Here is a 13904-nt window from a genome sequence, read left to right as displayed (position 1 = left end):
TTTACTCACCGGCAGCTATAAAATTATTATTACAATAAATCAAGATTCAAATCAGAGCCATCGTCAAGCATAACTTCTGGAGTTATTTCTGTAAAATTTGAAGCCGGCTTGGGTTTCTCTTTTACGTTAGAAGGATTGACACTTGGCGGAACAAGATCCGCTCTGTTTGATTTAATTGTTTCACTATATGAAGTAAGATCTTTTAAGAAAGAAGTTGTACTTGCATTAGTGGTTTCAATTGCTTTATTTACTATTACTTCAACCTCTGCAAGCAGGTTATCTGTATAACTTACTGCTGCAGCCTTCATCTGATTGGCTTCATTTGTGGATCTTGTAAGAATCTCCTCAGCTTGCTTTGCAGCATGGGCAATTACCTCATTAGCCTGTGCATAAGCCTGCTGCATGATATCATGTTCATTTATCATTGCATGAGTCTGCTCTGTGGCTCTGTCAATCAGGTCTTTTGCCTTTTTCCTGGCATCCTCAAGAATAGCTTCTTTATTGCTGATAATAGTCTGATATCTTCTGATTTCTTCGGGTGTTTTACTGCGAAGCTCTCTTAGAAGTTCATCAATCTCTTCTTTGTTTACTACAATGTTAGTATGTGACAGCGGCTGATACTTGCAGTTGTCAATGAATGTTTCAATTTCATCAATACATTGTTCAATTCTACTGCTCATAGTCTTTACCCCCCAATTTGCTGTTTATCATACCCATATTTCTTATAAACCATTTGTGCGACATACTCTGTTACACAGCGGCTTATATCCCCATGAAAGCTTGCGAATTCACGAACAGTTGAACTGCTTAAATATGCGTATTCAAGGCTTGTTGTCAGGAAAACAGTATCAACTTCATTTTGTGAAAATGCTTTATTGGTCTGAGCAATCTGGAGTTCATATTCAAAATCGGTGATAGCTCTTAGACCTCGTAAAAGAATCCTTATATTGTTTTGCTTGCAATAATCGATGATAAGACCTTCATGACAGTCAATCTCAACATTATCAAGATCCTTAACTGCTTCCTTAATCATCTTAACACGTTCATCTACTGAAAACAACGGACTCTTAGCTGTGTTCACGCTTACCACAACGACCAGCTTATCAAACATGGCAGAAGCTCTTTTGATAATATCAAGATGTCCTAATGTTATCGGATCAAAGCTTCCGGGATAAACAGCTACTTTCATTACAAATCCTCTTTTTTATCTAACTTTTACAATACAGGTTGCCTTGTGATTTCCATCCTCGGATTTAACAGTAATCTTGGCTTTTCCTGGACTTAATGCTACAAGATTGCCATAAGCATCTACTGAAACAACACCGGGTTTAGAGCTCTTCCAGGTCACATTCTTATTTGTTGCCTTTTTGGGGTTGAACTTAACTCCGAGAGTATAAGTACTACCCACTGTAAGTTTTAATTTCTTCTTGGTAAGTTTTACGGATCTTACACGTTTAGCTTTTTTTACAATGACAGTAACTTTCCTTGAAATTCCGCCATCACGTGTCTTACATGTAATAAAGCATTTACCTGGTTTCTTACCTGTAATAATACCGTATTTATTGACTGTCGCAATTTTCTTATTGCTTGACTTGAACTTTATGCTCTTATTAAAGGCCCATTCAGGGAATACAGCTGTGCCGATTGATGCTTTTGATCCGGCATAAACGGTGATTTTTTTTGCGGATACATCAAGACCTTTTACTCTTCCGTCTGTAACTATGAGTCGGCAACGAGCCTTTTTTCCGCCATATGCAGAGGTTGCGAAGATTTCGCATTCACCGTTCCTTATACCCATTACAAGGCCGTTATCACTTACAGTGGCAACTGTCGTATCAGAAGAATTCCATCTGATACCCTGCTTGGAATTTGCGGGGAGACAGGTTGCACTAAGCTGTAATGGTGAACCAACCGCAATAATAGCATTGGCCTGACTTATAGCAACGCTTGTGGGTTTAACAAAACTGCCTTCGGAACCGTTATAATCAGTACTGCTTACAGGATAAACTCTGTAGAAATCAGCTGTTGCATATTCCGGATACCTAATGTGATAAATGCTGTCAAAAGCTACTTTTTTATTATAATCGACACGACTTCCTTTTAAGAAGTTATCGGTTTTTGCAGGTGTATTGTGGCCGGGTCTGGGATCATATGCGTCCCAGGTGCCATCAACATAATAATATATATTGCCAAGTTGTACTATATTCCAACCATGACCCGAATTCTGATCACCTTCCTCTGCAAGACCTGCAACTAATCTTGAATCAATTCCAACTGAAAGCATAATTCTGTAGAAAAGAAGAGAATACCCTTCACATACCGTATTATTTAAGCAAGCTGCAGAATAACATGAGTAGCCAATAAACTTGTTTGGATTTGATATAGTTTCATAATCATAAGATATGTGCGTGGTTATATATCTATATGTATTATAAATTTTCTGGTAATCAGTACCCTTATTTAATCCATTATTCTTAATTATTTGATCAATCTTCTGAGTTGTCAGTACTTCCTGCGCAGCATCATGATTATATACAAACATAAGCTGTATAGAACCGTATGTGTAATTGTCGGCATAAGCAATGGAAGACTGTCTTGCAATTTGATGGAATGCCCATCTAACATAATCGCCTTCATTAGGCACACCGGTGTGCTCCCAAATAATAGGAAGCATAGGATTTAATATAGTGGTCTCGTTATACAGATCCGGCAATTTGAAATTAATCATTACAGAAGTCTGTCTTGCTTTAATTGCCTCTCTTGCAACCTCTGCCATCTCCTGAATTGAAGTGCATTTTCCGCCTGATGAAAGAAGTGATTTAACATTTACGGTTGAGTCAAGCTGTGACGCAAGCGTGTTAAGTTCATTCTGGCTAACGGCAATTCTGTTTTCATAAACGGGATTTACTTCTGCTGTTGCCGCTGTTGTCTCGAAATTAAGTACTACAGCTACGTCATAAACTGAGAAACTTTCGGCATCATAAGATACAACTGTTTCTTCGCCATCACCGTAAACATCTGTGGCATTCTCTGTTATATCAGCAGGAACCTCTGTTGTAGTGGCATCATCCTCGATATGGAACACCTGAACGGAAGTACTTTCGTTCTCTGAATTAGCATCAGAAAGTTTATCATTTAATGTTATTTCTACAGAAACATTTCCATCAGGCTCAAACTCCTGACCATCCTTTAAAAGTGTTATATCAAATGATGCGGAATCGTAAACTACGGATTCAGCAGGAAGTACATCATTTACAAGATCATCTACCTTCTGGCCGCCAACCTTTTTTACCTTTTTGATGTCAACTGTTGTACCCTCAGGAACAATCCCCTCTTCTGCATGAAGCTTAATTATATAGCCATCGATCTCTTTTTCAAAATCAAAAGGCCCGGGAGCCTGCGCATTTCCATCCGAAACAGCTGCTTCATTTACAGCATTGCCATCTGAAACGGCATCAGCTGAATTATTCAGATCTTCTTCAGTTTCAGCTTCAGTAATTTCTTCGTTTTCTGATACATCCGGATTTTCATTGGATTCATTTTCTGCAGGAACAGATTCTTCTGAAGCGGGAGTATCAATTGCCTCTTCAGGTTTCTCCGGTTCTTTTGTGGTTTCTTCTGATTCAGTTTCGGCAGGTACTTCTTCCTCAGCATTACCGTCTGAAACAGATAAGAGATTTACATCTTCAGTCTCTTCAATTGTCTGCAGAAATTCAGCGGAGTTAACTTCTTCCGCTTTTACGCTTAAAGGCGCTACGCCTTCTGCAAACAAGGCAGCACTTAGTACAAGTGCTAAAACACTTTTTCCCCAAATTTCTTTTCTCACTTACTCTCTTTTCCTTTCTGTGTACCCCTCTCACAGAAAATATATAATCATATGTTTTCGCGTGGCATTAAGCCTTTTTCATGAAAACATGCTGATTTGTCTTATATCTCTTTTCTTTTATGATTTCAAAACCATTTTCTTCAAAAACTGATAAATCCATATCAAGACTACATTCAGCTATGAGCATGGTATATTCTGTGACATAAGGTAATCTTCCAAGTAACTCAAAGGTTCTCTCATATAGTCCCGACTCATAAGGCGGATCCACAAATATTATATGAGCTTCCTTTTCGTTGACATTTTTTAAGCCGACCAGAACATCAGACTTTAATACAGTAGCTCTGTCCTCAAAATGAGTTGTCTGCAGATTCTGATTGATACACTTAATTGCCTTGATATTATTCTCTATAAAATACGCTCTTTTGGCGCCTCTTGATAAAGCTTCAATTCCAATACCGCCGCTGCCGGCGAAAACATCTATAAAAATAGCACCCGGCACATCATTTTGAAGCATATTAAAAAGAGTCTCTTTTATACGGTCCTGCGTAGGCCTGGTATCATTCCCCTCGGGAGTTACCAGTTTTAGCCTTCTTGCTTCACCTGCTATTACTCTCATAATCTCACCTTTGTACCCTTTGTATCTCTGCTTGTGATCTTTAGATGATCAAGAGCTAAGGCTTTTCCGTTATGCTCTATTGAAAGATCATCCGTTTCCCTTAAATAATAAACATCTCTTACAAGGTCTTTTGCTCCAAGTCTCATACCGCGAACGCCCACGGCACCCTTTTTCTTCTCAGGGACATCTGTAACATTGAATCTCAGGAAGAAGCCGTTTTCTGATTGTAGCACAACAGTACTGATTTCGTGAAGTTCATGAACACTGACAACTTCATCATCTTCCGCAAGCTTTGTGGCTGCAACGGATCTTCTGGATACATCAAATTCTCCGCCGTCGACAATCTTCATATTAGCCTGCTTTGTAACAAACATTATCCTGTAAAGGTTAAGGCTGCTTTGGCTTGCTACATATATAATCTGATCACTTGTCGTGTCGAAATCACTGACATTATCAATAGGAACACCCTTGTCACGCATCCTTCCCGCAGGAAGATCCATTGCCTTTATGGTATGAAGCGTTCCGTTTGCAGTAAAGACGCAGACCTTTCCGGTGTTCTTCATTACAAACGAATATTTAAAGTCATTCTTGATAGTCTCAAGATTCTTCTCATAAGTTGTTACATCAATTGTCTTGGCATATCCGAAACGGTCCATAAGGAATGCAACATCAATCTCCTCAATGGGCTTCTCTTCGTAAACAGCATCCTCAACGTTATCAACAACAGTACGTCTCTTCACATTGTATTTCTTCTTGATTTCTGAGAGTTCATTCTGAATTACAAGTGACATGGACTCGTGATCTTCAAGAATATCCTCATAGCGATATATCTTGGCGATTGTGTCTTCGTGCTCCTTAACAAGAGCTTCAAGTTCGAGACCGATTAATTTATATAGCCTCATCTCAAGAATGGCATCAGCCTGTCTCTCTGTGAAAAGAAGCTGTGCAGCCATAGCTCTTGAAGCCTCACTCTTAAATCTGATTCCCTCGGTATTACCGTTTACAAGACAGTCCTTAGCCATAGGTCTGTCCTTGGAACCTCTTAAAATCTCAATTACAATATCAATTACGTTGCAGGCTTTGATGAGACCTTCCTGGATCTCTTTCTTATCCTGTTCCTTCTTAAGAAGTGTTGTATATTTTCTTCTTGCTGTCTCAAACTGAAAATCGACAACTGATCTCATTATTGATGAAAGACTCATAGTCTCGGGTCTTCCGTCACAGATAGCAAGCATATTTACGCCGAATGTATCCTCAAGTTTTGTCTTCTTATAGAGAAGATTCTTGAAGTTCTCAACATCTGTATCTTTTTTTAGCTCAATTACAATTCTGATACCTTCCTTAGAAGACTGGTTGGATATATCGATAATGTCATTGGTTATCTTCTTCTCAGCAAGCTCAGCCACGTCAGAAAGAAATTTACCTATTCCGGCACCAATCATGGTGTAAGGAATCTCAGTAACTACAAGATTTATATGTCCTGCTTTTCCTTTTTCAACTTCGACCTTACCTCTTACTCTTATCTTGCCCTGACCGGTCTCATAAATAGCGCGAAGTTCGTCCTTGTTTGTGACAATGCCGCCTGTAGGGAAATCGGGTCCTTTTATATATTTCATGAGCTGCTTGGCGGATAACTCCGGATTTTGCATATAAGCAATCTCAGCATCAATAACCTCTCCGATATTATGAGGAGGTGTGCTTGTAGCCATACCAACAGCTATACCTTCAGATCCGTTAATAAGGAAATTCGGTATTTTTACAGGCAAAACCGAAGGTTCTCTCTCTGTCTCGTCAAAGTTGGGGACAAAGTCAACAACATCCTTATCAAGATCAGCCAGGAAATTTTCCTGAGTAATCTGGGCAAGTCTCGCCTCTGTATAACGCATGGCAGCGGCACCGTCTCCCTCGATATTGCCAAAGTTACCATGACCGTCAACAAGCGGAACAGCCTTCTTGAAATCCTGAGTCATCACAACGAGCGAATCGTAAATAGAACTGTCACCGTGAGGATGATATTTACCCATGGTATCGCCGACAATACGTGCGCTCTTACGATATGGTCTGTCATATCTGATTCCAAGCTCATACATATCGTAAAGAGTTCTTCTCTGAACAGGCTTAAGACCATCCCTGATATCAGGAAGCGCTCTTGCCACGATAACACTCATAGCATAATCAATATAAGATTTTTGCATTATCTCCGAGTATTCGGAGCGAATTAATCTTTCTTCCATTTATACCTCATCCGTCAGCTTAGCTGACACCCTATCTGTGCTTTTTAACACAGAAGGCAATTATTTAAATATCAAGCTCAGCATCGGTTGCGTGCTGATGAATAAAATCTCTTCTTGGCGGAACTTCATTACCCATAAGAAGCTCTGTCATATGTGATGCCATCTTGGCATCCTCAATCTCAACGAGTCTCATCATACGATTCTCGGGATCGAGTGTTGTCTCCCAAAGCTGTTCGGGATCCATCTCTCCAAGACCCTTATATCTCTGAAGTGTAAAAGACCCCTTGTGATTTTTTCTGTATTTTTCAAGAGCAGAATCATCATAGAGGTATTCCTCTTTTCCTCTGCTCGGGATAGCCTTGTAAAGAGGCGGCATAGCAATATAAACATGCCCCTCGAAAATAAGCTCAGGCATGAATCTGTAGAACAGAGTAAGCAAAAGCGTCGCAATATGAGAACCATCGACATCGGCATCGGCCATGATAACTATCTTGTCATAGCGAAGCTTTGAAATATCAAAGTCATTGCCGTAGCCTTCTGAAAATCCACATCCGAACGCATTGATCATAGTCTTGATCTCAGCATTGGCGAGCACCTTATCAATACTTGCCTTTTCAACATTAAGAATCTTACCTCTGATAGGAAGGATAGCCTGAAATTCACGGTTTCTTGCCATCTTGGCGCTGCCGCCCGCAGAATCTCCCTCGACGATGAAAATCTCACACTTTGAAGCATCCTTACTAATGCAGTTAGCCAGCTTTCCGTTGGAATCAAATGAATATTTCTGTTTTGTTAAAAGATTCGTCTTGGCTTTTTCTTCGGTTTTTCTGATCTTTGCTGCCTTTTCGGCACAACCGATAATAGATTTTAATACTTCAATATTTCTATCAAAAAATCTTGTAACTTCATCACCGGTAATCTGCGAAACAATCTTGGCCGCATCCTGATTATCAAGCTTGGTCTTTGTCTGACCCTCAAATCTTGGGTCCGGATGCTTGATACTGACAACAGCAGTCATACCGTTTCGCACATCAGTACCGTTAAAGTTGGCATCTTTTTCTTTAAGAGAACCAATCTCTCTGGCGTATTGATTGATAATATTTGTAAACATGGTTTTAAAGCCGGTGAGGTGAGTTCCACCTTCGGCATTATAAATGTTATTACAAAAGCCAAGAATGTTTTCATGGAATTCGTTGACATACTGAAAAGCCACATCAACTGAGACTCCGTCGCTCTCTCCGCTATAGAAGATTACATCTGTAACTGCTTCCTTGGACTTATTCATATCTCTGATAAAACCGGTAATGCCTTCAGGCTCATGGAATTCTATATACTCCTCTGTGCCCGGTCTGTCATCAATATAAATAATAGTTAGATTAGGATTAAGATAAGCGGTCTCATGAAGTCTGGATTTTATATCTTCTTCTCTGAATCTGGTTTTTTCGAAAATTGTAGAATCGGGTAAAAATGATATGGTTGTACCATGTTCTCTTGTTTTACCGACAGGCTCAAGAAGTCCATCCTTAAGTTTGACAGTGGGAACGCCTCTCTCATAAGCGTCTTCATATATCTGACCATCGGTTTTAACCTGAACCTTTAGCCAGGTAGATAAAGCGTTAACAACAGAAGAACCTACACCGTGAAGTCCACCACTGGTCTTGTATGCAGCGTTATCAAACTTACCACCTGCATGGAGCATAGTCAGTACAACACGTTCTGCAGTAATTCCCTTGGCATGCATACCAACAGGGATTCCACGACCATTATCTTCTACCGTAGCACTTCCGTCAGAATTGAGTGTCACTGTTATCTGTGAGCAATATCCTGCAAGATGCTCATCCACAGCATTATCCACTATTTCGTAGACAAGATGATTGAGTCCCCTTGTTGAAACACTTCCTATATACATACCGGGTCTCATTCTAACGGCTTCGAGACCCTCCAAAACTGTAATGCTTGAAGCATCATAGTTATTATTTACTGACATAAAACTTCCCAACCTTACAAAACTTTTTTCTTACTTTTTATACATGTATTTTTCTTGATGCAGCAATTGCCAAGGCTCCTGGCCCGATATGACAGGAAACCACGAGTGATAGCGGATCCATATGCATCTCATATCCTGGGAAAGCAGCTTCAACCTCACCTTTAAATTCGTTTGCCTTTTCAAGATCATATGAGTAGGCGCCGCTTAAGTGAACATCATGCGCATCAATTCCACCAAATCTGTTCTCAAAATCCGAGAGCATGGCATTAATCATAATATTCTTACCCTGAGTTGCGGTTCTTGCTTTAGCAAACGCATCAAGTTTTTCGCCCTGGATCTGCAAAACCGGTTTGAGTTTTAACAAAGTACCAAGAGCTGCTGCGGCAGGTGTTATTCTTCCGCCCTTTTTAAGGTAGTACAATGTATCAAGCATAATATAAATACTTGACTCAAATTTAACCTCTTCGAGCTTGTCCTTTATTTCCTTGCCGTTCATTCCTTTATCTCTAAGCTCTATTGCATCGAGAACAGACTGCCTCATTGTTACTGAGATTCTCTGATTATTGACAACAAATACTTTGCCCTCATAATCATCGGATGCAAGCATAATTGCTGTCTGACATGAACTGCTCAGGCCGCTGCTGAGAGGTATATATACAATCTCATCATATTCTTTAAGCATTGCATCCCATAGCTCAAGAAGAGCGCCGGGGCTGGGCTGACTGGTTGATACATCGGCTCCATCTGCAAGCTTTTTGAAGAAATCCTCCTGAGTAAGATTAATTCCTTCTAAATACTCAACACCATCAATCATAAAAGGAGTAGGAATTACTTTTATTCCAAGTGCTTCACCATCTGCAGGCATAATTCCGCTATTTGTATCTGTTATGATTGCTACTTTTGACATGTTATCCTCCGAGAAAATATACAATATATTGTATTATTCGAACACATACTCTACTAAATTTTACTTTTATAATGCCGTAAAGTCAAATGAATTCGATATAAGCCACTGTTTTAATGGGCTGTTTTCTTCCATGATAAGATCCGGATCTTCTGAAAGCAGCCTGTCGGCAAGTGCTGCTGCTTCCCTAATAAGTGCAGCATCCTGATAAATATCAGCAACGTGAAATGACATTTCTCCGCTTTGTCTTATTCCGAATAAGTCACCCGGGCCTCTTTGTTTTAAATCCTCTTCAGCTATGACAAAACCATCGTTGGAATGATTCATTATATCAAGCCTTTGTTTAGCTTCTTCGCGACCGGAAGTATTTATAAAAATACAGTATGACTGGTCCTTTCCTCTTCCAACTCTTCCGCGAAGCTGATGTAGCTGTGCAAGGCCGAAACGTTCAGAATTTTCTATCATCATCACAGTTGCATTCGGAACATTAATGCCGACTTCAATGACAGTTGTGGATACAAGAATATCTATTTCACCTCTTGCAAACTCTTCCATAATGCTTTCTTTTTCGGACGGTTTTTGTTTGCCGTGAAGCGTACGTATTCTAATATCAGACGGCATGGAATCTCTAAGCTTTTCTGTATAATCAGATACATTTTCAAGCCCATCCGTTTCGCCCTCTTCGATCATCGGACATATTACATATGCCTGATGTCCCTTTTTGACCTGATCCGCAATAAATTTATAAGCAGTGGGTCTATACTCAGTGCCAACGACACAATTCTTAATAGGAATTCTTCCTTTTGGCATTTCATCCAGTATAGAAATATGAAGGTCTCCGTAAAGAATAATTGCAAGCGTTCTGGGAATAGGCGTTGCACTCATCGCAAGAATATGCACATTTTTTCCTTTTTCAGAGAGTCTTTCTCTTTGCTGGACGCCAAATCTATGCTGCTCATCAGTAATAACAAGAGAAAGATTATTATAATTTACCTTCTCCTGTATAAGCGCATTGGTACCGATAATCAGATTATAATCACCGTTCTCGATACCTTCCTGTGCTATCCTTTTTTCCTTTACAGAAAGTGAACCTACAAGCAGAATAGGTGTAATGGGAAGATTATACCGCTCTTTCATCTCTATGAAACCTTCATAATGTTGCCTGGCAAGAACTTCTGTAGGCGCCATAATTGCACCCTGATAGCCATTTTCGGCAGTAAAAAGAAGCGATAAAAATGCAAGAATGGTCTTTCCGGATCCAACGTCGCCCTGTATCAGTCTGTTCATAACATTTTTGCCGGTCAGATCACTTTTTATATCAGCCCATATTTCGAGCTGCTTTCCGGTAAGCTTGTAAGGAAGCCTGTCAATTAATGAATCTGACTGTACACTTGATTTATAATTATAATCATTTATTGACTGTTCCTCATATCTCTTGAGAAAACGCAGTCTGAGAATAAATTCCAGTATTTCATTAAATGCTATACGTCTTCTTGCAGTAGAAAATTCTTCCATATTTGCGGGAAAATGTATTTTCCTTACTGCCTCTGAGTAGTCCATAAGCCCCAGTTGTCTTCTTATATATGAAGGTAGCATCTCTTCCAAATACGGAGTTGAAGGAATTGCCTGCTTTACGGCTTTTATTACAAGCTGATTGGAAAGCCCTTTGACAAGCGGATATCTGGGTTGCATAGAACCCATAATTTCAAGATAGTCCTCTGTTTTGAACATTTTGGGCTGTTCCATAACAAATGAATTACCTTTTTTTTGAACAAGACCTCGGAAAACATAGTATTTTCCGGGCTTTATATTATTCCTCATAAAAGGCATATTAAAATATGTAATTTGCAAGGTGCCTGTAACATCCCCTGCTTTGAATGTAAGAATGCTTAAATTTCGGACTTTCTTAAGAGCAATATTACCTACAGCGGTAAGTCTGACTGCACTAATCTCTCCTGAAGCTAAGTCTGAAACATTTTTTATTTCTTCGCAGATATCGTAATCTCTTGGAAAATATGAAAGAAGGTCTTCTACAGTCTTTATTCCGCACTTTTCAAAAAGGGCGCTGCTTTTATCGCCAACGCCCTTTAAAGAAGATACATGTTCAATTAAGGATGGATTTTTATTTACCATCTTATTACTCCGCACTCACAATGTAATAGTAAATAGGCTGACCACCATACTGAACTTCAACATCACAGCCTGAGAATTTAGCACTGATTCTATCGCTTAGAGCAGCTGCTTCTTCTTCCTTGATGTCAGAACCATAATACAGGCTGATAAGTTCGGTAGAGTCATCTACAATCTTATCGATCATCATCGCTGTAACATCTTCAATATCAGAACCGACTCCAAGAATTCCGTTGTCGCCGATTCCCATGTAGTCACCCTGTTTGATTGTGACATCATCTATCATCGTATCGCGAACAGCATATGTAACCTCACCGGTTTTTACTGTTGAAATAGCTTCTTTCATGCCCTCTTCATTCTCTTCTACAGATGTTCCGGGCATGAAGTTGATAGCAGCAGTGATACCCTGGGGTACAGTCTTAGTGGGAATAACAACAATTTTCTTATTGTCACCCTTATCTTCCATCATAATCTTTGCCTGATTAGCGGCGAGTATTATGTTCTTATTGTTGGGTAATACAAATACAGTATCAGCATTGACTCTGGATGCAGCATCGAGAATGTCCTCTGTACTGGGGTTCATAGTCTGTCCGCCTTCGATTACATAATCAACGCCAAGACCTCTGAATATCTCTGCAAGACCGTCGCCTGCACATACTGCAACAAATCCAATATCCTTGTGCTCTGAATTAACAAACTCAGGCTCAGCTTTCTTTTCAGAAACAGGAGTCTGGTCTTTCAGCGGAATATCATCATCTCTATTATAAGTGGGAGTTGACTCAGCGGCTCCATTAATCTCAGTATCTATTTCCGCATATACTCCGTTCTGTGTCTCATGGAAAAGCTTTTCACGGTGCTCCATTCTCATGTTATCAATTTTCATGTTTGATAACTGGCCATACATAAGAGCACGCTGAATAGCAAGTCCGGGATCATTACTGTGAACATGAACTTTGCAGATTTCATCATCGGCAACCATAACAATACTATCGCCAATTGATTCCAGAAATGCCTTAAAATCTATTTCCTGCTTAACATTTAAAGGTTTACTTAAAAGGACTATAAATTCTGTACAATATCCAAATTTAATATCTACTTCGGCTGTTGCCTGAGCCTTTGATGCTACAGGTGTTGCTGCTGCTTCATCTATTGTGTAATCAATCTCTTTTCCGAGATATGCATCAAGAGCTCCCTTAAGAACCTGCATAAGACCCTGTCCGCCGGAATCAACTACGCCGGCCTGCTTAAGAACAGGAAGCATCTCAGGAGTTTTATTTAATACTTCGTCGCCGTACTTTATGATTTCTTCAAAAAAAGGCTCAAGATCTTCAGCGCCTTCCTTTGATAACTCCATAGCCTTTTCCGCAGCACCCTTTGCAACGGTAAGAATTGTTCCTTCTTTAGGCTTCATTACTGCTTTATATGCAGTCTCAACTGCTTTATCAAAAGCGGTTGCAATTATTGAAGCATCCAGTTCATCATAATCACGGACACCCTTTGTAAAACCACGAAGAAGCTGTGAAAGGATAACGCCGGAGTTACCTCTGGCTCCGCGCATAGCGCCGGAATAAATACTTTTGCAAAGGCTTCCCATATCAACATCTTCCGGAAGGTTCTTTACATCCTTTGCAGCAGACATGATAGTCATTGTCATATTTGTTCCTGTATCTCCATCAGGAACAGGGAAAACGTTAAGCTCGTTTATCCACTCTTTTTTTGCATTCAAATTACTTGCGCCTGCAAGAAACATTTTCTTTACATCAGACGCTTTAATAGTGTTAGCCAAAATTCTACCCTCCTTGACCTTAATCGATGACACGAACGCCTTCGACGAAGATGTTTATCTTCTCAATTTCAAGGCCGGTGAATTCCTCAACCTTGTACTTAACATTATCTATAAGGTTATCGGTTACAGCGGAAATGCTTACGCCATAAGCTATGATTACATGAAAATCAAGTGTAAGCTTTCTGTTGGCTCCGACAGTAACATTAATTCCTCTCTTGATGTTGTCCTTCTTCAGAAGACTGACAAGTCCCTCAGCCACATTTACATTAGCCATGCCGACAATACCAAAGCATTCATTGGCAACAGCGCCTGCGTACTGAGCAATTACTTCATTATCAATTGCAATACTTCCCATATGAGTGTTCATTGAAGTAGACTTCATACTGCACCTCCATTAAAATCGCATATAACAGATTATAAA

Annotated in this window: 10 protein-coding genes; all 10 read right to left on the bottom strand. The window is 39.8% G+C overall.

Annotation, left to right across the window (positions count from 1 at the left end; genetic code table 11):
* Positions 1 to 29: 29 nt before the first annotated feature.
* Positions 30 to 680: an ATP synthase subunit B family protein gene (locus tag BMW61_RS00980; protein WP_022759950.1), complete on the bottom strand. Its 651-nt coding sequence runs from the start codon at positions 678 to 680 to the stop codon at positions 30 to 32.
* 5 nt (positions 681 to 685) lie between these two features.
* Positions 686 to 1189: a pantetheine-phosphate adenylyltransferase gene (gene coaD, locus BMW61_RS00975; protein WP_022759949.1), complete on the bottom strand. Its 504-nt coding sequence runs from the start codon at positions 1187 to 1189 to the stop codon at positions 686 to 688.
* A gap of 15 nt (positions 1190 to 1204) precedes the next feature.
* Positions 1205 to 3826 (bottom strand): Ig-like domain-containing protein, encoded by a 2622-nt coding sequence (locus BMW61_RS00970; protein WP_091819437.1) that lies wholly within the window; start codon positions 3824 to 3826, stop codon positions 1205 to 1207.
* Positions 3827 to 3893: 67 nt separating this feature from the next.
* The gene (gene rsmD / locus BMW61_RS00965) at positions 3894 to 4442 is read right to left on the bottom strand and encodes a 16S rRNA (guanine(966)-N(2))-methyltransferase RsmD (RefSeq protein ID WP_022759947.1); all 549 of its coding nucleotides are present in this window, start codon (positions 4440 to 4442) and stop codon (positions 3894 to 3896) included.
* Positions 4439 to 6676 carry a DNA gyrase/topoisomerase IV subunit A gene (locus tag BMW61_RS00960; RefSeq protein WP_022759946.1) on the bottom strand — a complete coding sequence of 746 codons (2238 nt, stop codon included), beginning with the start codon at positions 6674 to 6676 and terminating at the stop codon, positions 4439 to 4441. Before BMW61_RS00960 ends, rsmD begins: the two co-directional genes overlap by 4 nt.
* 64 nt (positions 6677 to 6740) lie before the next feature.
* Positions 6741 to 8663 carry a DNA gyrase/topoisomerase IV subunit B gene (locus BMW61_RS00955; protein ID WP_091819436.1) on the bottom strand — a complete coding sequence of 641 codons (1923 nt, stop codon included), beginning with the start codon at positions 8661 to 8663 and terminating at the stop codon, positions 6741 to 6743.
* Positions 8664 to 8700: 37 nt separating this feature from the next.
* Positions 8701 to 9570, bottom strand: a complete 870-nt coding sequence (locus BMW61_RS00950) for a DegV family protein (RefSeq protein WP_022759944.1) — start codon at positions 9568 to 9570, stop codon at positions 8701 to 8703.
* Between the two features lie 66 nt (positions 9571 to 9636).
* Positions 9637 to 11700, bottom strand: coding sequence for an ATP-dependent DNA helicase RecG (recG, locus tag BMW61_RS00945; protein ID WP_091819435.1), 2064 nt, complete (start codon positions 11698 to 11700; stop codon positions 9637 to 9639).
* A 4-nt stretch (positions 11701 to 11704) separates the two neighbouring features.
* Complete coding sequence (locus tag BMW61_RS00940) at positions 11705 to 13486, bottom strand: DAK2 domain-containing protein (RefSeq protein WP_091819627.1); 1782 nt, start codon at positions 13484 to 13486, stop codon at positions 11705 to 11707.
* A gap of 16 nt (positions 13487 to 13502) precedes the next feature.
* Complete coding sequence (locus BMW61_RS00935; protein ID WP_022759941.1) at positions 13503 to 13865, bottom strand: Asp23/Gls24 family envelope stress response protein; 363 nt, start codon at positions 13863 to 13865, stop codon at positions 13503 to 13505.
* Between the last annotated feature and the right edge of the window lie 39 nt (positions 13866 to 13904).

Origin of the sequence: Butyrivibrio sp. ob235 (assembly GCF_900109475.1) — a bacterium.
Taxonomy (GTDB): domain Bacteria; phylum Bacillota; class Clostridia; order Lachnospirales; family Lachnospiraceae; genus Butyrivibrio.
This window is presented reverse-complemented; position numbering and strand designations above follow the sequence as displayed.